Genomic DNA, 21457 nt, shown 5'->3' with positions numbered 1-21457 from the left:
AGCGTCTCAGCCAGGAACACCGCCCCGTCCCTGCGGATCAGCCCCTCATCATTCCCAAGGGGAAGCGCGGCTCGTGCGAAATCGTGGGAAACATCCGCTGCGAAGACATGGCTTTCGAGTGCTCTCCTGATGCCGAATTGATACGGCCACATCGCTCTGTTCGATTTCCAGCCCCCGCCATCTTCCCTCAATGGCTGCAAATCCATAAGGATTATGCATCCATAGATTGCGAGATGCCTGATGGGAACGACGATCATCTCCGTTCAGTATCTGCGTGGGATCGCCGCGCTGATGGTCGTCTACTTCCACACCAAGGTCTATCTCGCGGGATATGCTTGGGGCGTTCCGAGAAATTTCGGCTATTCCGGCGTCGATCTGTTCTTCTGCATCAGTGGCTTCATCATGATGCACACGACGCTCGGCCGCCCGGTCCAACCCGCGTCTTTCCTGCGAAACCGGCTCTTGCGAGTCTATCCGCTCTACTGGCTGCTGACCCTCTCCAGCCTCGCGCTCTACGTGATCGCACCGTCCGCCTTTATCGATGGCTCGGCCAGTCTGGGCCACGCGATCCTGTCGCTCCTGCTGATCGCGCATTTCGATGCGCCGGTGCTGAGGATCGGCTGGACGCTGGTCTATGAGATCTTCTTCTACGCGCTTTTCGCGCTGACGCTTTGGGCGACGCCCCATCGCAGAATACCTTTGCTCTGCGCCTTCATCATCAGCCTCGTGGCGCTCGGTGCCCTCTGCGCGCCGGAAAGCCCGGTGTTGCAGACCTATACGCATCCTTTCCTCCTGGAGTTTCTGGCGGGCGCAGCTATCGGCGCCGCCTTCCGCTCCGAGCGTTTCACGCGGCTGCCGAGCGGGTTGGCGATCCTCTGCCTTCTGGCAGGCGTCGGCCTCATCGCCCTCGGGATGGAACGGCGGGGCGGCGACGGGTTCTCGCGCGTGCTGTGGTTCGGATCGGGCGCGGCGTTGATCCTGTTGGCCGGTCTCGTCTTCGAGCGCAGAGGGCGCCTCTTCGCCAGCCGGTGGCTGCACGACATGGGGGACGCCTCCTATTCGCTTTACCTCACCCATCCCTTCGTGCTGACCGGCTTTCGCCAGATCGGACGCCGCCTCGGCGTCGCGGATGGAACTGCCTTGGTGCAAGGCCTCTGGGTCCTGGCCGCGATCTCCACTGCAATCGTGACGGGATGGCTGACCTATCGCCTTGTGGAGCAACCGCTTCAGCGCGCCTTGCGCGAGCGTGGCTGGAACGGGCGTGAGACGGTGAACCGTCTGCCGGCGAACGCCGCAGCCCAAACCTGAACGCCTGATTTGGACCGGGAGCAGGTTTTTCCCCGTCCTATGCCATCTACCAGACAGAACGTAGGGACGGTTGGCCTAGCGCCATGACCAAGGCCGATGGCGCGCAGCGGGTCGAAGCGGTTTCGCCCATAGAGAGATGAGCAAGGCCACCCGACACGAGGCGGGTCTCTGGTCCGCATGAGACGTAAAAGCCCACCAGGGCTTGCCGAATGGACGATGCCATCCGGCGCGAGATGCCATGCGGGGCGATCGCGATGCCTTATTCCATCAGCCGATCGTCCTGACGGATCGGACCGGCAGCGCCCCGGCCGCCGGCCCGACAGTGGTCATTTCTTGGTGTCTTTCTGGGGCGTGGCGAACTTGCCGGGAACGCCGGTCGCCACGGGATCGACCTTTTTGGTCTTGTCCGCCTTCGGCTTGCGGGTTTCCTTGTTGCTGCGCATCTGACCCTTGGCCATCTCGTCCTCCACAAGACCGCCGCGCCCGGACGTCCAGGCGTCGAACCGACGATCGGTCGAGCTTTGTGGGCCGAATTTTCAGGCTCCACAAGCCGTTTCGTCGCGCTATGGGAATGACAATTTGGAAAGGCCGCAAGGCTCGGCTAAACCGGTCGCGCTGCGTCCTCATGAGAGCCTGCCATGACCGAGCCCCCGTCCGCGATCCCGGCACAGGCCTCAGACGGTGCACAGCCCCCCGCCTCGCCCTTGAAGCGCATCTCCGTCTGGAGCTGGATCGGCTTCGATTTCGCCGCGCAGCCCTTTTTTACCGTGGTGCTCACCTTCGTCTTCGGCCCCTATTTCGTGGCGCATCTGGCGAGCGATCCGGCGGAAGGCCAATCGACCTGGGCGCTGGCCGCGAGCCTCACGGGGCTCTGCATCGCCATCGCCTCGCCCGTCGTCGGCCAATGGGCCGACCGGCGCGGGCCGGTCAAACCCATGCTTCTCGCCCTTGGTCTCGTGCAGGTTCTCGCCTGCCTTGCGCTCTGGCGGGCCGCGCCCGGCTCGGCGCTTGGGCCGGTTGCGGTCGCGGTGGTGCTGGCGGGCGTCGCGGCCGAACTCTCGGTCGTTCTCAACGACACGCTTCTGCCGAGCCTCGTGCCCCGCGCCTCGCTCGGGCTCGTGTCCAACATCGCCTGGGGCACCGGCTATGTCGGCGGCATTCTGGCGCTTCTGGTCACGCTGGGCGGTCTGGCGGGCGATCCCGAAAGAGGCCTGACGCTGCTCGGCCTCACGCCCTGGTTCGGGCTCGATCCTGCCCAGTTCGAGGGCGCGCGCGCGGCCGGGCCGCTCGCCGCGCTCTGGTATGTTGCCTTTGTCTGGCCGATGTTTCTCTTCGTGCCCGACCGCCCGCGCCGGGCAGCCTTGAAAGCGCCAGCGAGCGGGGGCGCGGTGCGCGCCTTCTGGCGCACGCTGCTCAATGACCTGCGCGATCATCCGCGTCTCGCCCGCTTCATCGCCGCGCGGATGCTCTATCAGGATGGGATCAACGCGCTGCTGGTGCTCGGCGGGGCCTTCGCGGCGGCGACCTTCGGCTGGACGGTGACGGAGAGCGGCGTGTTCGGCCTGCTTCTGGCGGTCGCGGCCAGCCTCGGGTGCCTGGGCGCGGCCTTTCTCGACAGGCGTTTCGGCCCGCGCCCGGTGCTTCTGACGGGCCTTTCGATGCTGACGCTGGCCACGATCGCCATCGTCTCGACCGGGCCGGACTCGACTCTGTTCGGCGCGCTCGCCTTCGCGCCCGGAGCGGGGGCCAGCGGCCTCTTCGCCGCGCCCGCCGAAAAGGCGTTTCTTCTCTACGGGCTTCTGATCGGCATCGCCTTCGGCCCGGTTCAGGCCTCGTCGCGCTCGGCGCTCGCCATGGCCGTGCCGGCAGAGGACGCGGCGCGCTGGTTCGGCCTCTATGCGCTGGCCGGCCGGGCCACGGGCTTTCTTGCGCCCTTGCTGGTCGCGGTGCTGACAGCGCTCGCCAGCCTCGCGACCGGCCCGACCACCGCCACGCGCATCGGCATGGCCGTGATCGCGCTCTTTTTCGTTGCGGGTCTCGCGCTTCTGCCCCGGCAGATCGTGAAAGGGCGCGCTGCCCCCTGACGCAGACATGAGCGCGGACGAGGCGCTGCCGCCTCGCCCGGTTTCGTCTTTAGTGGCGGAAGTGGCGCATCCCGGTGAAGACCATGGCGATGCCATGCTCATCGGCGGCGTCGATCACGTCCTGATCGCGCATGGAGCCGCCCGGCTGGATCACCGCCGTCGCGCCCGCCGCGACGGCCGAGAGAAGCCCGTCCGCGAAGGGGAAGAAGGCGTCGGAGGCAACCGCCGAGCCGCGCGTCAGCACCTCGCCGCCGGCCGCCTGCGCGGCGTCTTCGGCCTTGCGCGCGGCGATGCGGGCAGAATCGACGCGGCTCATCTGGCCCGCGCCGATGCCGACCGTTGCCAGATCCTTGGCATAGACGATGGCGTTCGACTTGACATGCTTGGCGACGCGGAAGGCGAACTGGAGATCGGCCATTTCCTGCGCGCTGGGGCTGCGCTTGGTGACGACCTTGAGGTCGAGCGCATCCACCGTGCCGGAATCCCGGTTCTGGACAAGGAGGCCGCCCGCGACGGACTTGACCAGAAGTCCCGGCGCGCGCGGGTCGGGCAGGCCGCCGGTGAGAAGAAGGCGCAGGTTCTTCTTGGCGGCGACGAGCGCGATCGCCTCTTCGTCGGCTTCCGGCGCGATGATGACCTCGGTGAAGACCTTGACGATCTCGGCCGCCGCCTGCGCATCCAGCTTGCGGTTCAGCGCCACGATGCCACCGAAGGCCGACACGGGGTCGCAGGCGAGCGCGCGGGTGTAGGCCTCGATCAGGCTGCCGCCCTCGGCGACGCCGCACGGATTGGCGTGCTTGATGATGGCGACGGCGGCCGTGCGCGCCGGGTCGAACTCAGCCACCAGCTCGAAGGCGGCGTCCGTGTCGTTGATATTGTTGTAGGAGAGTTCCTTGCCCTGCACCTGCCGAGCGGTGGCGACGCCCGCGCGGTTGGAGCCGTCGAGATAGAAGGCCGCGCTCTGATGCGGATTCTCGCCATAGCGCAGCGAGGAGGCGAGCGTGCCGGCGAAGGCGCGGCGCGCCGGGGCGACATCCTGCATGACGCCCGCGAACCAGGAGGAAACGGCCGCGTCATAGGCCGCCGTCATGCCATAGGCCTTGCCCGCGAGACGGCGGCGGAACTCCAGATCGACCTCGCCCTTGCTCTCGTCCATGGCGGCGAGGAAGCCGTCATAGTCGGAAGGGTCGGTGAGAACGCTGACATAGGCGTGGTTCTTGGCGCCGGCGCGGATCATGGCCGGGCCGCCAATGTCGATATTCTCGATGATCGCGGCCTTGTCGGCGCCCGAGGCGACGGTCTGCGCGAAGGGGTAGAGGTTGACCACGAGAAGGTCGATGCCCGAAATGCCGTGCTCGTCCATGGCCGCCTGATGCGCCGGGTCGGCGCGCATGCCCAGAAGCCCGCCATGGACGCTGGGGTGCAGCGTCTTCACGCGCCCGTCCATGATCTCGGGAAAGCCGGTGATGTCGGAGACGTCCCGCACCGGCAGGCCGGCCGCCTCGATCGCCGCGCGGGTGCCGCCGGTGGAGATCAGCTCGACGCCGCGCGAGGCAAGGCCCCGCGCCAGATCCACGAGCCCGGTCTTGTCGAAGACCGAAAGCAGCGCGCGGCGCACGGGATGGCGATCGGGGGCGGGATAGAGATTGGCGGCGACGGCCATGGGCGGCACTCCGGCAGCAGGGGCGGCGGATGGCGGGGCGCGGGAGAAGCCCCGGAACGATCGCCTCCCCATAGAGCGCAAACGCCTAGGGAACAACGCCTCGGCGCGAATTCCGTCCTCTCCCCGCGCGGCCATCGTTCGATATCCCGTTGCGAGCCGATGAAGGGGTATCGAGACGGCGGGGTGGGGACGCGGTCGTTCGGCCGGCGAACGTTGGCGGTGCCGCGCGACCGCCCCGCCCCGCATGGCCGGCGAAGCTACGCTTCGTTCTGTCTCGGATCGCGCTTGCTTTGTCGCCTTGCGTCAGGAGAGCCAGTTCGCCCGCAACGGTCTGATAATGGGTGTTTCGCTTCCGCAAAGCGCCCGACGCCGATGATGTCACATCCGTTTCGGCTGAGCCGAGCCAAGATGCGCGCGAAAACCCGCCGGGCCGCCGGGTTGTTCGATAGAGGCGGCGTGGACCCTCCGGACGCACCGCAAGCGTCAATCGGGTCGAGCATCGAATGGCGGGGTCGAGCGGGCGTCCCCGCTCTTGCGGCAAGCGAGGCTGCGGGAAACGGGCGTGACCCGACAAGTCCCACGGCACGAGCCACCCGTGGGATCGCTGTCGCTTGCGAGCGGGGTTCGAAGCATCCTCACGCGGGTCGGCGAAGGCTTCCGTGAGAATGCGCGGCAGCGGATGCGGCCGATGCCGGATTGCTTCAAATGCGGGGTCTCAAGGACACCACATCGCCAAGGAGGCCCGGCGGGCGTTGAAACAGCCGCCTGTCCGCCGTGGCCAGACAAAAGTCCGTCGCGGCTGATCCTGCCGGAGCGATCAAGGCGGCGCGTGGCTAAAGGCCTGCCAAAGCCCCCTCTCCGCCATCGGGCCGCAGCGCGGCGGTCTGACCGGCGTCAGGCGCTCATGCGCTCGAAGCCGGCCTCCGTGTCCAGATCCAGGGCGAAGCCGGCGTCGCTGCGCTCCGGTGAGACCGGCGGCGCGGCATTCGCGCGAAGGCGCGTCGAGGCCCGCGTGGGTGCGGCTGGAGCGTGCTCCGCGCGCGCGGTCTGGATGCGAGTCTTCAACTCGCGCACGCTTTCCTGGCGGGACGGGGCGACCACGGCGGGGCGTTCGGCCCCTGCGCGAAGTCGAAAGAAGCTCGTGTTCTGCGTCAGCCGCTGCGCTTCGCCCGAAAGCTGGTGCGCGGTGGCGGCCATTTCGTTGGCGGCGCTCGCATTGCCCTGCGTGACCTGGTCGAGCTGCTGGATGGCCTGATTGATTTGCTCCACGCCGATCGTCTGCTCGCGGCAGGCGGCGGAAATCTCCGACACGAGATCGGCCGTCTTCTGGATGTCGGGCACCAGAGCGTTCAACATCCGCCCCGCTTCTTCCGAGGTCAGCAGCGTCTGGGCCGAGAGCTGGCCGATCTCCTGCGCCGCCGTTTGGCTGCGCTCGGCGAGCTTGCGCACCTCGGAGGCGACCACCGCGAAGCCCTTGCCGTGCTGGCCGGCACGCGCCGCCTCGATGGCCGCGTTCAGCGCCAGAAGGTCGGTCTGGCGCGCGATCTCCTGCACCAGCGCGATCTTTTCGGCGATCTCACGCATGGCCTCCAACGAGGCGCCGACGGCCTGACCGGCCTTCTGGCCGCTTTCAGCGACCTGCGTGGCGATCCGCTCGGTGGTCGCGGCATTGTCGCCGTTCTGGCGCACATTGGCGCTCATCTGCTCGATCGCGGCCGACGCCTGCTCCGATGCGGCGGCCTGCTGCGTGGCGCCCGAAGACATCTGGTCCGCCGTCGCGGCCGACTGCAGGGCGCCGCCTGCCACCTGCTGGGAGGAGGACAGGACCTGCGACATGATCTCGGACAGCTTGGCGCTCATCTGGTTCATGGCGCGCAGGAGATCGCCGATCTCGTCATTGCCCTTGACCGCGATGGTCTGCGTGAGATCGCCCGAGGCGATATCGTTGGTCAATTGGACGGCACGGCCCAGCCGACGCGAAATGGAAAGCGACATCCAGACCGCCGTTCCGAGGCCCAGCAGGAGGGAGGCCGCGATGGTGGCGATCATGACAGCGCGCGTGGAAACGTAGGTCTGATCCGTGTCGGCGGCGAGCTTGTCGGCAAACGCCGTCTCATGGGCCAGAAGCTCGCGGGCATTTGTCGTCAGTTGCAGAAGTGCGGGCCGCATCTTGCTCAGCATCAGGCCAACACCTGCCTGAGATCGATCGCCGAGGCCCGCCACGAAAGCCTGGTCCAAGGATCCCCGCAAGGAGTTCCAGTCCGCGACCGCCGCCTTGGCCGGCTCGATCATCGAAGCGGGGTCGCTTGCGGCCGCAAGGACCGTGACGTTTCGACCGGCGCTTTCCATCAGCGTGGCATAGTCCGTCCTCAAGGACGCTTCGGCCTGCGGGTCGGGACGCTTGCCCGCCCGCTCCACATAGACCACCAGGGTCGGCAGAGCCGATCGTAACTCCGATACCGCGTTGCGAAGCGGACCGGTCGCATTGGCGGCCGCCAGCGTTTCTTGCAGGGAATGCAGTTCGCCCGTCAGCCGTTTGAAAAGGGGAGCGATCTGGGTTTGGTTGATCTCCTCAGCCTGAACGATCGTGTTCTGTTCCAGAAGAGCGTCGATGGACTGGAACAAGGGCGTGATGGCTTGCCAGCTTTCGATCAGCGCCGTCGCCTTGGTGATCGCCTCCAGATGGCTGGGCGTGATGCCATCGCGGTAAGCCTGCAATTCCTTCAATGTGGCGTCGATCTTGCCTGTGATCGCACTGCGCAGCTGGCTTCGCGCGTCCTCGGTATCGACCAGAGCCAAAGCCGCCATGGAACGGCCGACCGCCTCGGTCTCGGCCACGACATTGGCCAGCCGGCGAGATTGAGCGAACGGATGGTCCACGAAGTTTTTCATCGTTTGGTTGGCGGAGCCAAGCGCCGCGACGCCCTCGTAGCCCGCGCCCCCCATCAGCAAGAGCACCACGCCGAAACTCACGCCAAGCTTCAACTTGATCGATGTACGCATCGCCAGACCCACCTTACCGAAGAAAAAGATCATGAGATACGGCGTTGAATTATCCGTGAATCGGACTCATCTTTTGGTGCCGTAAGATTCGGAGCGCCCTGTCTCGAATAACGCAATCTTCCCTTACGACCGTTCGCGTTCCATTCAGCGGCGCGGTGGCCGGCACCGCGCCTTGACCTCTCAGGCGCTCAGGCGCTCGAACGAAGCCTTGTCGTCCAGTTCGAGGTCGAACCCCTTCGCCTCGCCCTCGAAGCCCGTCATTTCGTCGGAAACCTGGGCCTTGGGGGCCGCGACTGACTTGACGGGACGGGCGGGCTTGGCGCCCTCGTTCGCCGCGTGCTGGCTGCGCAGGGTCTGGATCCGGTCCTGGAGCCCCCGTACGGTCTCCTGGCGGGCCGGCGCGACCACGGGCGGGCGCGCCGCGCCGGCGCGCAGACGGAAGGCGGCCGAGCTTTGCGCCAGTCGTTGCGCCTCGGCCGAAAGCTGCGCCGATGTCGCCGACATTTCGCCGGCCGCGCCGGCATTGGCCTGCGTGACCTGATCCAGCTGCTGGATCGCCTGATTGATCTGTTCGGTGCCGATCGTCTGCTCTCGGCAGGCGGCGGAAATCTCCGACACGAGGTCGGCCGTGCGGCGGATATCGGGCACGAGCGCCTGCAACATGCGCCCCGCCTCCTGCGAGGTGAGAAGCGTATCGGCCGACAATTGGCTGATCTCGGAGGCTGCCTGCTGCGAGCGCTCGGCGAGCTTGCGCACTTCGGAGGCGACCACCGCGAAGCCCTTGCCGTGCTGGCCGGCGCGGGCGGCTTCGATGGCCGCGTTCAACGCCAGAAGGTCGGTCTGGCGCGCGATCTCCTGAATTACCGCGATCTTTTCGGAGATGACGCGCATGGCCTCCAGCGAAGCGGCGACCGCCGCGCCCGCCTGCTCGCCGCTGACGGCGACCTGCGTGGCGATCCGCTCCGTGGTCGAGGCGTTGTCGGCGTTCTGGCGCACATTGGCGGTCATCTGCTCGATGGCGGCGGAGGCCTCTTCCGAGGCCGCGGCTTGTTCCGCGGCGCCCGAGGACAGGCGCTCGGCCGTGATCGCCGACTGTGCCGAGCCCGTGGCCACATGGCCGGACGAGACGACGACCTCGCTCATGATCTCGGACAGTTTGGCGCTCATGCGGTTCATGGCGCGCAGGAGATCGCCGATCTCGTCCGAGCCCTTCGCGTCCGCGACCTGTGTCAGATCGCCGTCGGCGATGTCGTTGGACAGTTTGGCCGCGCTCGCCAGCCGCCGCGAGATCGACAGCGACATCCACACGGCCGCCCCAAGGCCCAGAGCCAGCGAAGCGCCGACGACACCCATCAGAATCATGCGGGTCGTCAGATAGGTTTCGCGCGTCTCCTGGGCGAGCTGGTTCGCAACACCGGCTTCGTATTGCGACAAAGCCTGGGCTTGTTCGGTGAGCTGGTTCAGGGCCGGGCGCACGCCGCTCGCCAGAAGGGCTGCGGCCTGAACCGTGCGGTCCGCCTCGCCCAGGGCAAAGGCCTGCTGGAGCAGGGGGCGCAGCTTACCCCATTCTCCCAGGCTCTTGTTCATCAGCGCCCCTGCGGGCCCTGTTCCCAGACTTGTGGAAAGGGTCGCAAATCCTTGGTCGGCTTGACCGAGCAACGTGTCGATTTGCTGCTTCAGATGAACCATCGTCTGCGCATCGACGCGGTTCGCAGCATCGGACACGATGAGGGGCAACATGGGAAGGATGGCGCGCAGGTTCGACAGTTGATCGCGCACACCAACATTCGCATTGACCTTGATCAGGCGTTCCCGAACGCCACCCAGGCTTTCCTGCAGACGATCCAGCGTCGGCATGATCTGCATGTGGACGATCTCGTCGGCCTTGGTCGCACTATTCTGGTCGAGAAGCCGAACCGTTTCGAGCAGCACCGGGTGCAGATGCTGCCAGCCTTCGATCAGCGTGGCGGCCTGCGCCAGAGCCTTGGTGTCGCCCGCGGCGATCTGGGCGCGATAGGCTTTCAGCTCCTCGATCGTGGCGCCGATCTGGGCTTCGCTGTCGTCCCGCAACGCGGCGCGCAGCCTGTCGTCGGTTTCATAGGAGAGGGCGCCGATCGAGCGACCGACGCTTTCGGTTTGCCTCATGATATTGGCGAGGCGCTTGTTCTGCGCGAACGGCCGGTTGACGAAGCTTTCCATCGTGTCATTGGCCGAGCGCAACGACGCCACACCGAAATAGCCGGCCGTGCCCATCATCGCGAGAATGACGCCAAAGCTGGCCCCAAGCTTCAACTTTATCGTCGCGCGCATACCGATCCCCAACCTTCTGAACTATAATATCTCCGTGTTATGCTGAAATATCGGTTAATTCGTGCAACGGTTGTTCATAGAGCCGCGCTAGAAAGCTCCGGCGCGCAGCGTTTCGTTATTTTGCTGCCACGATATTGACGAGCGCTGCCATCTTTCCATATTCGATCGGCCACAATAGTAATAAATACATACATTAGGCGCAGCATTTTCTACCGCGAGGCGCGCCACTGGAGTCGCAACGCGAAAAGGGCCCGACGCGTCAAACGCCGAGCCCTCTCACGAACCATCGATTTGACCCCGCCCCATCAAACGGCGAACGGCCTTCGGCCTTTCGATCCGCAAGGGTTCGAAGCTGGGAAGGCTGCGTCCCGTCGCGCTTACGCAACCAGACGAATACGAGCGCCGCTTGCGCCACGGTTCGCTTCGTCCGCCGCCAGATTGTGCCGGTCGAGGGCGTGGAGCGCCTCGTTGATCTGCTGCGCGCCGACGCTCTGCTCGCGGCATGCGGAGGAAATCTCGCGCACCAGTTCGGACGTCCGCTCGATGTCGGGCATCAGCGACTTCAGCATGTCGCCGGCCTGCTCGGAGATCGTCACCGTGGAGGCCGACAGCGCGCTGATCTCGGCTGCGGCGTGCTGCGAGCGTTCGGCGAGCTTGCGCACCTCGGAGGCGACCACCGCGAAGCCCTTGCCGTGCGTGCCGGCGCGCGCGGCCTCGATGGCCGCGTTCAGCGCCAGAAGGTCGGTCTGGCGCGCGATTTCCTGCACCACACGAATCTTGTCGGCAATAACCCGCATCGCCGTCACGGCTTCCGCCACGGTCTTCCCGGTGCGCAACGCGCTCTCGGCGGCATGCTGGGCGATCCGGTCGGTCTGCGTCGCGTTGTCGGCGTTCTGAGCGATATTGGCGGCCATCTCTTCCATGGCGGTCGAGGCCGCGACCGTGGCGTTGGACTGCGAGGCCTGCATCTGGGCCTGCTGTTCCTCCACCAGCTTTTGGGAGTGGATGTCGCGCACCGCGCCGCAGGTGCGGATCGGGTTGCCCTGCGAATCCCGCAGGCAACCACCCACAGCCGCGACCCAGCGATAGCTGCCGTCCTTCATGCGAATGCGGTACTCGACTTTATATTCCGTCTTGCCCGTCTTATCCATCATGAAGTCGCCGAAGGCGCCAAACACATAGGCCCCATCCTCTGGATGGACCCGGTCCATCCAGGCTTGCAGCACGTTGGGAAATTCTTCGACGGTGGTGAAACCCAGAAGACGGCGAAACTCCATCGACCAGGACCAGCGGCTGTGCGGCGAGGCCGGATCGCCGTCGACGATCACCGCGTCCCAAAGACCGACACCGCAATCTTCGTCCAATAGATGAAGACGCTGCTCCAGGTCGGCCACCCGCTCGGCGAGTTGCTTGACCTTATTTTTCCGAAAACGGCTCAACATTGCAAGCTAACCTTATAAACGTAGCGGCAATGGCACTTTACGCCTTGAATCTTGATGTTTCGTATTGTCGAGAAATCCAATCGACGCGATGACCCTCCTCCTTGGGATGTTGTCGCGCGACGGGTCGTTGCATAAGACGAATGATGCAACTCGATGCGCCATGCGGGAGATGGAGAAGGGCATGACACCGGAAGCAAGGCTCGGCTGCGGAATCGCGCTCTGGCGTGACGAACGGCTTCTTCTGGTTCGGCGGCGGCGCGCGCCCGAGGCCGGCACCTGGAGCTTTCCGGGCGGTAAGGTCGATCCGTTCGAGCCGACGGAGGCGGCAGTGCGGCGCGAAACGCTGGAGGAACTGGGGATCGAGGTCGGGCCGCTCGAGCTTCTCTGCGTCGCGGACCTGATCGACCCGGAGGCAGGCCAGCATTGGGTTTCGCCGGTCTATGTCGCACAGGAATGGCAGGGCGAGCCCCGCCTCGTTGAGCCCGACAAGCACGAACGGTTCGACTGGTTCGCGCTGGACGCGCTGCCGGAGCAGATCTCGATCGCGGTCGTGACGGCCACCGCCGCGCTTCAGCGGCGGCTTCAGAGATAAGCCGGCTTACACCACACGGTTAGGGATAGTGCGCGGGGTTTCAGCGCCTGGTGGCGGCCAGGGCCTCGTCGCCGGGCTGCCGGCCCGCGCGCAGGGGCTCGGTGCGCCGGCCGAGATCGTCCAGCGTGTTGGGCAGAACGGCCACGGCGCGGTTCATGCCTGCGCAGCCGGCAAGGCTCGCGCAGAGAAGCGCCGATAAAAGGACAAGGCGAGACATGGACGGCTCCCGAACGGCATCCGCTTGGCCCCTATGGGAGTGCGGATGCGTTGAAGGCTCGTCAGATAGGTCGGCTGTTCCCGGTTGTCAGCCGCTGATGGTCAGTTCTGCCGCTCGAAGCACCAGCCGAGCTGCGTGCGCTCGGTCGGATCGAACACCATCGTGATCTGCAAGGTCGGCCGAGCGCCGATCGCATCGGCGAAGAAGATCGAGTCCTCCAGCCGGGGCATGACCTCGCCGTAGAACCACCAGACCTCGCTCCCGTGGGACAGGCGGATGCCGGTCCGCGTCTCATCGGCCACTACGTCCGGGTGGAGATGGAAGCGCAGGAGGCCCAGCGGCTCTTCGCTGGCGGCGCGGGTCGCGCGCCCGGTGGAGGGCAGAAGCCGATCCACGCCCTCGATTCGCCCGCCGTCGCGCGACAGATGAATCTGCCGCTCGTGGACGAAGCCGAAGGGCAGGCGGTAACCGTCATGGGCGGCGGTGAGCAACTGCCCCTCCCCTGAGTCCTCGCGCGTCACGGGCACGCGGGTCGGCCCCGGCAGAAGCGGTACGCCGAGATAGCGATCCACCACGGGCGACTTGGCGAAGCGCGAGGAGGAATGGTCGGCGAGAACGAGGGTCGAATGCGCCGCCGTGTTGCGCGACAGGCGACGGCCAGCGTCTTCGGCGCGCGCCGTCGCGCCGCAATTGATCACCATGCGATGGCGGCCGGACGAGAATTCGAAGGCCAGCGTGCCGGCATGGGCCTCGCCCGCGACGGCGGGCGCGGGCGGCACGCCGGTATCGGCCAGAAGCGTGGTGCCGCCGGCCGAGAGTCGGTGGTAGCCGGACTGGCGCAGCGCCGAAACCGGCTCGCCCAGCGTTTCGTCATAACGCAGGAGCGCCAGCGCCATGGCCCGATCCGACAGGCCCATACCGTTGAACAGCGCCAGCGCCCCGTCGCCATGCTGGAAGAAGCGCAGCGCCAGGAACAGGCGGTCCATCGCGCTGAACAAGGCGCGCGGCATGGCTTGGTTGCGATGGGCGAAGAGCTGGCGCAGCGGCAGGAGATCGGCCAGCAGCGCCGGGATTGCCGCCGGGTTGCGCGAGATATGGCCGCCATCGGCATAAAGCTGGCGATCCAGCTCTTCGCCCAGGAACTTGGCGGCCCAGCGCACATGGTAGCGCCGGCTCGGCTGGCACAGGGCGGCGAAGGCCAGCGCGATGCGTGCGCGAAGGCGCGGCAAGCCGTCAGGCGCGGCGGAGGCGGCGCGGGCGAGGCGGCGCGTCTGGCGCGCCAGCGAGGTTTCGAAGCGCTGGACGAAGGCGGTGTCGGCCTGCGCCAGGATGATCGGCGCATGCGACAGCCAGCTGATGATACGGCGCGCCACCACGTCATGGTCGAAGGCCTGACGCGGCAGGAGGCTGCGCTCGAAGCGCATCCAGTCGCCGACCAGAACGCGCGCCTGCTCGGCCGCGAGCGCATCCCCCGCCTCTGTGAAATGGCGCAGCCAGCCGAAACCGTGCAGGTCCCCAGTCCAGCTCCGGGGCGCGGTGCGCAGAACGAAGGGCGAGGTCGTGCCGAAATCCACGATATGCCCGGCCAGCGGCAGACGCCCGATATAGAAGCTCTCGACCAGCGAGGCCTCGCCCCGGCGCAGGTCCGCCGGCACCGCGACCAGCCGCCCGGCGCGGCGCGCGACGGGCGAAAACGCCGTCATGGCCGGAGCCACGCCGCGCAGGCGGCGAAGCGTCTCGCGGACCATCAGCCCCGCAAGGCGTGGCTCATCGACAAATCCCGTCGTCATCGCAAGTCCCCCGACCGACAAAGCCGGCCCTGTGCACCGATCCGGGACGCGCGAGGCGAAACCGGATCGGTTCCTCTCGCAGCCCCTCTTGCCACGAGTTTTCCGCAATCAGGGTTAACAGGGCGCTAATGGCGCCTGAGCGTCGATCTGCAAACTGGGACGGGCCGGTCCGCCCATGCCTGTTCGCCGGCGATCGGCCGCCGTTTTTCCCCACCCGGTGTCAGGATCGGGTCAGGCCGGAGCCAGCTTGCGCGCTCCGAAAGCAGCCGCGCATCCCAAGACAGGCCCGCCATGGGGATCGGTCCTTCGGGCCAGCGGACGCAGCGCCGGGTGCGATCGCGGGGATCGGCTGGCCCGCGCAAAGGCCAGCCCGAGCCGCTCGGCGTCGGCTTGCGCCGCAAGACGCCGTTTCAGCCGTCTGGAGACGGGTTCGGGAGCCCGCCGGGACCGGGCTCTTCCCAAGCGCTGACGCCGCCGGACGTCAGCTCGCGCGGCGCAGCCGAGCGGCGAAGAAGCCGTCGAGGCCGGAATGCTCAGGCGTTTCGCGCCGGAGCATGGCGGGCGTCGTGCGCAGATAGCCCTCCGGCGACACGGCATCCTCCAAGCCCGGCACCTCTTCGGGGCGCACGGGCTCGACATGGAAGTCCGTGCGCGAAACCAGGAAGGCCCGCATCAACTCTTCGCCCTCGATCGGGTCGAGCGAGCAGTTGGAAAACAGGAGCATTCCGCCGCGCGCCACGAGATCGGCGGCCCGGCCGAGAAGCCGCGCCTGCACCTCGGCGAGCTTGCGCACTTCTTCGTCATCCTTGGTATAGGCGACGTCGGGATGGCGGCGGATCGTGCCGGTGGACGAGCAAGGCGCGTCGAGCAGCACCGCGTCGAAGGGCGTCTCGGGCTCGAAGCGCATGAGATCGCTGCCGACGAACTCCGCCTCCAGCTTCAGCCGCGCGAAATTCTCCTTCAACCGGCGCAGGCGCGAGGGCGAAATCTCGACCGCTGTCACATGGGCGCCGGCCGCCGCGAGCTGCGCCGTCTTGCCGCCCGGCGCGGCGCAGAGATCGGCGACGCGCTTGGCCCTGACATCGCCCATTAGACGTGCCGGCAGGCTGGCGGCGGCGTCCTGCACCCACCATTCGCCCGTTTCGAAACCGGGGAGATCGCTCACCGCCTCCTCGCCCGGCGCGCGGCGGATCGTGCCGAAGGGCAGAAGCTCGCCGCCCAGCATGGCGCCAACGGCGGCGGGGTCGCTCTTGGCGGTGAAGTCGAGCGGTGCGGGCAGGCGATGCATGGACACGATGTCGAGCGCCACGGCCTCGCCATAGGCCGCCTCCAGCCGCGCCCAGAGCCAGGGCGGGCAGTCGAGGCGCGGATCGTCGAAGCGGGCGGCAAAGGCGTCCTTCTCGCGCGCGATGCGCCGCAGCACGGCATTCACGAGCCCGCTGAAGCGCTCGGTGCGCGGATCGACGGAGGCATGGGCGACGGCGAGATCGACGGCGGCGGAATCGGGCACGTCGAGATGCAGGATCTGCGCCGCGCCCACATGCAGGATATGGCGCAGATGCGCCGCGCGGCTCGGCAGCGGCCGGTCGAGGCAGGAGGAGACGATCGCCTCGATCGAGCCGCGCCGACGCAGCGCCGTCAGAAGAATGGCGCGCACCAGGCCCTGATCGCGCGCGGGAAGCTTCAGAAAGTCGGGATGGCCGCCCTTGCGATCGGTCAGCCCGTCGGCCGAGGTCTTGGTGTCCACCACGGCGGCGAGCAGCCGGGCCGCCGTGCGGCGGGCGGGCAGGCCGGCGCGCTCGGGCTCCGGGCTTTGGGGGGGGCGAGGGGTGCGGCCCTCGGGGCGGCGGGCGGCGGGGCGGGCGGGCTTCTGGGGCTTATCCATCCGGGCATGATATGGGCCAAGAGGGACGCGGTGAGCAAGTGCGCCTTGCTCCCTGCCTTAGCCTTGGGCATGAAACGCGGCTGAGAACCGGGAACAGAACCACTCAGTGGAGGGCGAGCGCGGGATTGTGTCCGTCGGCAAGGGGCCGAGCGCAGGTCCTGCAGCGCATGGACGAGCACCGGCAACGATGCCCGGCGGGAACAAGACCCGGTCCGCCGACCCGAAGGGTTCTGTCCCCGGTTCCAAAGGCGCGCTATCTCCCGGAAACCGCTCGGCCGCGCAGGCGCAAGCCGGGCATCCAACCATCGGAAAGAATAGGCATGGATCAGTCGTTCGACGAGGACACGCTGGCGCTGGCGGCGCGGGTCTTCCAAGCCGCGCGCGAGGGTGACACGAGCTTTCTCCAGATGGCGCTGGAGCGCGGCCTGCCGCCCAACCTCTCCAACGACAAGGGCGACACGCTCCTGATGCTGGCGAGCTATCACGGGCACACGGAAGCGAGCGAGCTTCTCCTGAAACACGGGGCCGATCCCGACCGCGTCAACGATCGCGGCCAGACGCCGCTCGCCGGCACCGCCTTCAAGGGCGACACGGCGACGGCGCGCGCGCTGCTCGCCGGCGGCGCGGCGGTGGATGCGGCCGGGCCGGACGGGCGCACGGCCCTGATGATGGCCGCCATGTTCAACCGCACCGACATGGTGCGCCTTTTCCTCGACCACGGCGCCGACCCCGCCCGCCGCACCCCCGAAGGTCTCACCGCGCTGGGTGCCGCCAAGGCCATGGGCGCGGCCGATACGCCGGCGCTTCTGGGCGAGGCCGACTGATGGTTGCGACGGACGGGAAAGCCGTCTTGTACCGGGCCGGCCGAGAAAAAGGCTCTGAAACGGGACGATCGGCCAAGACTGCCGATGTCGGTCAAGGTCACGGCGGTTCGTCGCACTGAGGCTGATCGACACTGCGGGTCGCAGCGCTCATCTCCCGTTTCGGGCTGCTCGCCCCCGAACCATCGGACGGTGTGGCAGACTTTGGCCTTGGACCCTATGTCCCGTCATCTCCCTGCTTCCGCGCTTGCCGCCGCTACGGAAAAGGGCGGCGGACCGGTTCGGAGTCCAAGCGTCGCCGAAGCCGCTTACCCGGTTTCAGGACGAGCGGGGAGTCGAGCCAAGGCCCCGACATCCGCTTGCGATGCGTCATCCCGCACCAGCCTTATCCAAGAGCCGGGACATAACCTCGCGGCAAAGGAGCGACCGAGGATTTTCCGTTGCCGGCGAAGGTCCGGCAGAACGGGCGCGACCCGTGGCTTGCCCGGAGAGCCAAGCCAATGCCGCGTGGAGTCCAGCGGCGGGCAACGACGCCCCGCAGAAAACACCGGCGACGAGCCGACCCGGCAGGTTCGACACCCGGTTCTAGGCCGCCGACGCCATCGCCGTGCCCGCACCGGAACACCGGAGCGTGACGAGGCAGGCCACCGCGCAGGTCTCGCCTTCCGGCACCCGATTGCCTATCTTGCCCATCGAGGGCGTGTGCTGCGTGCGCCCTGGGGCTTCCCTAAACCGACGGAGAAAAGCGAAACCTTTTCGAAAAGGAGGGAGGGCGAAGCCATGTCATCGCACGATCCCATCTCGATCCGCAGCCAGCGCCCCTCGGGCTTTCTGCGCCGTTTCATCGCCAGCGAAGCCTCGGGCGGGCTGGTGCTGATGGCGGCCGCCGCGCTCGCGCTGATCGTCGCCAATTCGCCGCTCGCGCCCGGCTATTTCGCCGCGCTCCATGCCTATGTCGGCCCGCTCTCTCTCCTGCACTGGATCAACGACGCGCTGATGGCGGTCTTCTTCCTGATGGTCGGGCTGGAGATCAAGCGCGAGGTCATGGGCGGGCAGCTCGCCAGCTGGCAGGCGCGCATCCTGCCGGGCCTGGCGGCGCTCGGCGGCATGGCCGTGCCGGCGCTCTTCTATCTTGCCTTCAACATCGCCTCGCCCGAAAGCCGGGGCGGCTGGGCCATCCCCTCGGCCACCGACATCGCCTTCGCGCTCGGCGTCCTGTCGCTGCTGGGACCGCGCGTGCCCGTGTCGCTGAAGGTGTTTCTCGCCGCGCTCGCGATCATCGACGATCTCGGCGCCGTGCTCATCATCGCGTTCTTCTACACGTCCGGCCTCAACCTCCTGGCGCTCGCCGGGGCGGCGCTCGTGGTTCTCGTGCTGGCGCTTCTCAACCGGCGCGGCGTCCTGGCGCTCTGGCCCTATCTCACGCTCGGCCTCGTGCTCTGGGTTCTGGTCTTCCTGTCCGGCATCCATGCGACGCTGGCCGGCGTCGTGCTGGCGCTCACCATTCCCCTCGTCGTGCCCGAGCCCGGCCTGCAGGAGGCGGAGCCCCCGCTCCTGAAGCTGGAACATGCCATCCAGCCCTGGGTCGCCTTCCTGATCGTGCCGGTCTTCGGTTTCGCCAATGCCGGCGTGTCCTTTGCCGGCTTCTCGCTGTCGGCGCTCAGCGACCCGGTGCCGCTCGGCATCGCGGCGGGTTTGTTCTTCGGCAAGCAGATCGGCGTCTTCGGCATGGCGCTCCTCGCCATCCGCCTGCGCTGGGCGAGCCTGCCGGAGCGGGCGAGCTGGAGGCAGGTCTATGGCGTGTCGCTCCTGTGCGGCATCGGCTTCACCATGAGCCTCTTCATCGGCCTTCTCGCCTTCCCGACCTCGCCTCTCCTGCAGGACGAGGTGAAGCTCGGCGTGCTCATGGGCTCGCTCCTCTCCGGTCTTCTGGGCGCGCTGGTCTTGCGCCTCGCGCCCACGCGCCAGCCGGAGGCTTGAGCCCTCAAGCGAACCCCGCCCAGGCGGCGTACCAATCCGGCCACTCGGCGCTCGGTGCGCCGGGTCGCCCCAGGCCGAACCCATGGCCGCCGCTCGGCAGAACATGCCGCTCCACCGGAACATCGGCCTCTCGGGCGGCCCGCTCCAGAAGCGCCGTGTTGGCGATGTCGGAGATCGGATCGTCCTCGGCCTGAACCAGAAACAAACGCGGGCAGCGGGCGCGCACATGCGTCTCGACCGACCAGTCCGCGCTCATGGCGCGCGATGGATGATGCCCGACCAGTTGGACACGCGTGGACGTGTGATCATAGGGCGGCAGCAGCGTCACCACGGGATAGATCAGCGCCGCGCGTGCCGGCCACGCCGAGCCGCTGTCCAGCCCATCCACGGGCGCATAGGAGGCGAAGGCCGAGCGCGTGGCGGCAAGCCCCATGAGATGCCCGCCGGCCGAAAAGCCGAGGACGCCGATCCTGGCGACATCGAGTTTCAGCCGCCCGGCCGAGCCCGCGACAAGACGCAGGGCGCGCTGCGCGTCCTGCAAGGGCGCAAGCGGCCCGTTGGTCCAGCCCTCACCGGGCAGGCGATAGCGCAGGACGAAAGCCGTGACACCGCGCGCCGCCAGCCAGCGTGCCGCCGGCCGCGCCTCGCCTTCCATCTGAATGCGCTTGTAGCCGCCGCCCGCCGCGACCAGCACGGCCATGCCGTTCGCCCGCTCCGGCCGATAGAGTTCGAGCGCCGGCACCGCGATGTTGCGGATCGCACCCTTGTCGCTCACCTCGACGGGGCCGCTCGGCCCGCCGCCGCCCGGCGGGAGATCCGGCCAGAGCGGGAGGATGTCAGAGGCCTCGCTTGGTTCCATCCGGTCCCGCGCCCGCGCGACCATAGGCGAGCATAGAAGGCCCGTCGCGCCGAGGATCAGATGGCGGCGGTTGATCCGCATGACGGCTCCTTCGCTCGGTTGGAACTGTCCATGCGTCGATGGGAGCCGGTGCGCCGCCTATCCCCACGGCCCGCGCTTGCCTCGATCCGATCGCCCCGGCCCGCTCGGCGGTACGGAACCACCGCCCCAGGGGCCTTGGCGAGGCGGCTGCGCGCCCATGCGAGGGGGCACACCCATGTGAGGAGGAAGGAAAGAGCCCCCGCCCTCGCCTTCCATCGACAGAAGCGCGTCGATGCGGTTCTGCGTGTCGGGATGCGTCGAGAAGAGACTGTCCATCCGCTGGCCGTTCAGCGGGTTGATGATGAACATATGCGCGGTCGCGGGATTGCGCTCGGCCTCCATGTTCACCGTATGGCCGGCCGAGCCTGCGATCTTGGCGAGCGCGGAGGCGAGAGCGCGCGGGTCGCCGCAGATTTCCGCGCCGCGCCGGTCGGCCGAATATTCGCGCGTGCGCGAGATCGCCATCTGCACGATCATCGCCGCAAAGGGCGCGACCAGCGTCGCGACCAGAATGCCGATCAGCCCGAGCGGATTGTTGTTCTCGCGGTGGCCGCCGAAGAAGAACGCGAAATTGCCGAGCATGGAGATCGCGCCGGCCAGCGTCGCGGTGATCGTCATGGTCAGCGTGTCGCGGTTCTGCACATGGGCGAGTTCATGGGCCATGACGCCAGCAACCTCGTCCGGCGTCAGGCGGTTGAGAAGGCCGGTGGTCGCGGCGACGGCCGCGTTCTGCGGGTTGCGGCCCGTGGCAAACGCGTTCGGCTGGTCGTTCTCGATGAGGTAGACACGCGGCATGGGCAGGCCGGCGCGGGCGGCGAGCGAGGCCACCATATGGTAGAAGTCGGGCGCCGTGCGCTCGTCCACCTCATGCGCGTTGTACATGCGCAGGACCAGCCTGTCGGCGTTCCAGTAGGAGAAGAGATTGGTGCCGAGGGCGAAGAGGAAGGCGATCATCATGCCGCCGCGCCCGCCCAAGAGAAAACCGACCCCCATGAAAAGGGCGGTCATCCCGGCAAGCAGCATGGCCGTCTTGATCTGGTTCATGGGTCGATGCGTCCTTGCTCGGCGCGGGCGACACGTGGGAGGGCTTGCGGTCGGCGCCGTTTCGACCGATCTGCCGTAGAAGATGTGGGCGCGCACCCCCTCGCGTCAACAAAGCGGGCCGGCTGACACGCCGCCACTCGCAAGACCGGAAAGGACCCTGCCATGAGCGAAGCGGAAAACGGAGCACCGAAAGAGACCCGCATTCTATCGCCGGCCGCCCAGCGCGCCCTGGCGGAGGCGCAAGCGCGCCGCGCGGCCGGCGAGGCGGAAAAGCTGGCGCAGGGCGACCTGCCGCCCGAGGTGAACGGGCGCAACGGCCCCGAGCCTGCCCGCTACGGCGACTGGGAAAAGAACGGCATCATCTCCGACTTCTGACCG

The 21457-nt window shown here is 67.5% G+C and carries 15 protein-coding genes and 2 pseudogenes; 6 read left to right on the top strand and 11 right to left on the bottom strand.

Going from position 1 to position 21457, the window contains the following annotated elements; genetic code table 11:
* Nucleotides 1-240 precede the first annotated feature (240 nt).
* Complete coding sequence (locus AUL28_RS00875) at nt 241-1308, top strand: acyltransferase family protein (protein WP_062230274.1); 1068 nt, start codon at nt 241-243, stop codon at nt 1306-1308.
* A gap of 326 nt (nt 1309-1634) precedes the next feature.
* On the opposite strand, the gene AUL28_RS23480 is transcribed toward AUL28_RS00875, so the two are convergent.
* Nucleotides 1635-1766 carry a hypothetical protein gene (locus AUL28_RS23480; RefSeq protein ID WP_275477513.1) on the bottom strand — a complete coding sequence of 44 codons (132 nt, stop codon included), beginning with the start codon at nt 1764-1766 and terminating at the stop codon, nt 1635-1637.
* A 180-nt stretch (nt 1767-1946) separates the two neighbouring features.
* On the opposite strand from AUL28_RS23480, the gene AUL28_RS00870 reads away from it, so the two are divergent.
* Nucleotides 1947-3392, top strand: a complete 1446-nt coding sequence (locus AUL28_RS00870; RefSeq protein ID WP_062230272.1) for an MFS transporter — start codon at nt 1947-1949, stop codon at nt 3390-3392.
* Nucleotides 3393-3441: 49 nt separating this feature from the next.
* On the opposite strand, the gene purH is transcribed toward AUL28_RS00870, so the two are convergent.
* From purH to AUL28_RS23210, 5 genes and pseudogenes are all read right to left on the bottom strand, one after another.
* Nucleotides 3442-5055 carry a bifunctional phosphoribosylaminoimidazolecarboxamide formyltransferase/IMP cyclohydrolase gene (purH, locus tag AUL28_RS00865; protein WP_058602166.1) on the bottom strand — a complete coding sequence of 538 codons (1614 nt, stop codon included), beginning with the start codon at nt 5053-5055 and terminating at the stop codon, nt 3442-3444.
* An 894-nt stretch (nt 5056-5949) separates the two neighbouring features.
* A complete protein-coding gene (locus AUL28_RS00860) occupies nt 5950-8058 on the bottom strand; it encodes a methyl-accepting chemotaxis protein (RefSeq protein ID WP_082640150.1) in 2109 nt (702 codons plus the stop codon).
* A gap of 180 nt (nt 8059-8238) precedes the next feature.
* Nucleotides 8239-10368: a HAMP domain-containing methyl-accepting chemotaxis protein gene (locus tag AUL28_RS00855; protein ID WP_062230268.1), complete on the bottom strand. Its 2130-nt coding sequence runs from the start codon at nt 10366-10368 to the stop codon at nt 8239-8241.
* Between the two features lie 404 nt (nt 10369-10772).
* Nucleotides 10773-11351: pseudogene (locus tag AUL28_RS23215) on the bottom strand (methyl-accepting chemotaxis protein); the annotation flags it as partial.
* 6 nt (nt 11352-11357) lie between these two features.
* Nucleotides 11358-11645: pseudogene (locus tag AUL28_RS23210) on the bottom strand (PAS domain-containing protein); the annotation flags it as partial.
* Between the two features lie 346 nt (nt 11646-11991).
* Between AUL28_RS23210 and AUL28_RS00845 the strand changes: the two are divergent.
* Nucleotides 11992-12402, top strand: coding sequence for an NUDIX domain-containing protein (locus tag AUL28_RS00845; protein ID WP_062230328.1), 411 nt, complete (start codon nt 11992-11994; stop codon nt 12400-12402).
* 40 nt (nt 12403-12442) lie between these two features.
* Here the strand turns inward: AUL28_RS00845 and AUL28_RS22455 are convergent, their stop codons facing one another.
* The 3 genes from AUL28_RS22455 to AUL28_RS00835 form a co-directional block, all read right to left on the bottom strand.
* Complete coding sequence (locus AUL28_RS22455) at nt 12443-12619, bottom strand: hypothetical protein (RefSeq protein WP_156418315.1); 177 nt, start codon at nt 12617-12619, stop codon at nt 12443-12445.
* Between the two features lie 101 nt (nt 12620-12720).
* A complete protein-coding gene (locus AUL28_RS00840; protein WP_156419846.1) occupies nt 12721-14409 on the bottom strand; it encodes a heparinase II/III family protein in 1689 nt (562 codons plus the stop codon).
* 481 nt (nt 14410-14890) lie between these two features.
* Entirely contained in the window at nt 14891-16294 is a 1404-nt protein-coding gene (locus AUL28_RS00835; protein WP_062230261.1) for an RsmB/NOP family class I SAM-dependent RNA methyltransferase, read from the bottom strand.
* Nucleotides 16295-16614: 320 nt separating this feature from the next.
* On the opposite strand from AUL28_RS00835, the gene AUL28_RS00830 reads away from it, so the two are divergent.
* Complete coding sequence (locus tag AUL28_RS00830; protein ID WP_062230259.1) at nt 16615-17118, top strand: ankyrin repeat domain-containing protein; 504 nt, start codon at nt 16615-16617, stop codon at nt 17116-17118.
* A 777-nt stretch (nt 17119-17895) separates the two neighbouring features.
* Complete coding sequence (nhaA, locus tag AUL28_RS00825) at nt 17896-19095, top strand: Na+/H+ antiporter NhaA (protein ID WP_062230257.1); 1200 nt, start codon at nt 17896-17898, stop codon at nt 19093-19095.
* Between the two features lie 4 nt (nt 19096-19099).
* On the opposite strand, the gene AUL28_RS00820 is transcribed toward nhaA, so the two are convergent.
* Nucleotides 19100-20035, bottom strand: coding sequence for an alpha/beta hydrolase (locus AUL28_RS00820; protein WP_202814872.1), 936 nt, complete (start codon nt 20033-20035; stop codon nt 19100-19102).
* Between the two features lie 57 nt (nt 20036-20092).
* Nucleotides 20093-21079 (bottom strand): zinc metalloprotease HtpX, encoded by a 987-nt coding sequence (gene htpX / locus AUL28_RS00815; protein ID WP_058602183.1) that lies wholly within the window; start codon nt 21077-21079, stop codon nt 20093-20095.
* A gap of 162 nt (nt 21080-21241) precedes the next feature.
* Between htpX and AUL28_RS00810 the strand changes: the two genes are divergently transcribed.
* Nucleotides 21242-21454: a DUF1674 domain-containing protein gene (locus AUL28_RS00810; RefSeq protein ID WP_062230256.1), complete on the top strand. Its 213-nt coding sequence runs from the start codon at nt 21242-21244 to the stop codon at nt 21452-21454.
* Nucleotides 21455-21457 lie beyond the last annotated feature (3 nt).

The sequence above is a fragment of the Aureimonas sp. N4 genome, assembly GCF_001463925.1.
GTDB lineage: Bacteria > Pseudomonadota > Alphaproteobacteria > Rhizobiales > Rhizobiaceae > Aureimonas > Aureimonas ureilytica_A.
Note: the sequence above shows the minus strand (reverse complement) of the source record. Positions and strands in the feature narration are given on the sequence as shown.

Coding starts and splice junctions, on each gene's coding strand:
- AUL28_RS00875 (WP_062230274.1), top strand. CDS start 241: ATGGGAACGACGATCATCTCCGTTCAGTATCTGCGTGGGATCGCCGCG.
- AUL28_RS23480 (WP_275477513.1), bottom strand. CDS start 1,766: ATGGCCAAGGGTCAGATGCGCAGCAACAAGGAAACCCGCAAGCCGAAG.
- AUL28_RS00870 (WP_062230272.1), top strand. CDS start 1,947: ATGACCGAGCCCCCGTCCGCGATCCCGGCACAGGCCTCAGACGGTGCA.
- purH (WP_058602166.1), bottom strand. CDS start 5,055: ATGGCCGTCGCCGCCAATCTCTATCCCGCCCCCGATCGCCATCCCGTG.
- AUL28_RS00860 (WP_082640150.1), bottom strand. CDS start 8,058: ATGCGTACATCGATCAAGTTGAAGCTTGGCGTGAGTTTCGGCGTGGTG.
- AUL28_RS00855 (WP_062230268.1), bottom strand. CDS start 10,368: ATGCGCGCGACGATAAAGTTGAAGCTTGGGGCCAGCTTTGGCGTCATT.
- AUL28_RS00845 (WP_062230328.1), top strand. CDS start 11,992: ATGACACCGGAAGCAAGGCTCGGCTGCGGAATCGCGCTCTGGCGTGAC.
- AUL28_RS22455 (WP_156418315.1), bottom strand. CDS start 12,619: ATGTCTCGCCTTGTCCTTTTATCGGCGCTTCTCTGCGCGAGCCTTGCC.
- AUL28_RS00840 (WP_156419846.1), bottom strand. CDS start 14,409: ATGACGACGGGATTTGTCGATGAGCCACGCCTTGCGGGGCTGATGGTC.
- AUL28_RS00835 (WP_062230261.1), bottom strand. CDS start 16,294: ATGGATAAGCCCCAGAAGCCCGCCCGCCCCGCCGCCCGCCGCCCCGAG.
- AUL28_RS00830 (WP_062230259.1), top strand. CDS start 16,615: ATGGATCAGTCGTTCGACGAGGACACGCTGGCGCTGGCGGCGCGGGTC.
- nhaA (WP_062230257.1), top strand. CDS start 17,896: ATGTCATCGCACGATCCCATCTCGATCCGCAGCCAGCGCCCCTCGGGC.
- AUL28_RS00820 (WP_202814872.1), bottom strand. CDS start 20,035: ATGCGGATCAACCGCCGCCATCTGATCCTCGGCGCGACGGGCCTTCTA.
- htpX (WP_058602183.1), bottom strand. CDS start 21,079: ATGAACCAGATCAAGACGGCCATGCTGCTTGCCGGGATGACCGCCCTT.
- AUL28_RS00810 (WP_062230256.1), top strand. CDS start 21,242: ATGAGCGAAGCGGAAAACGGAGCACCGAAAGAGACCCGCATTCTATCG.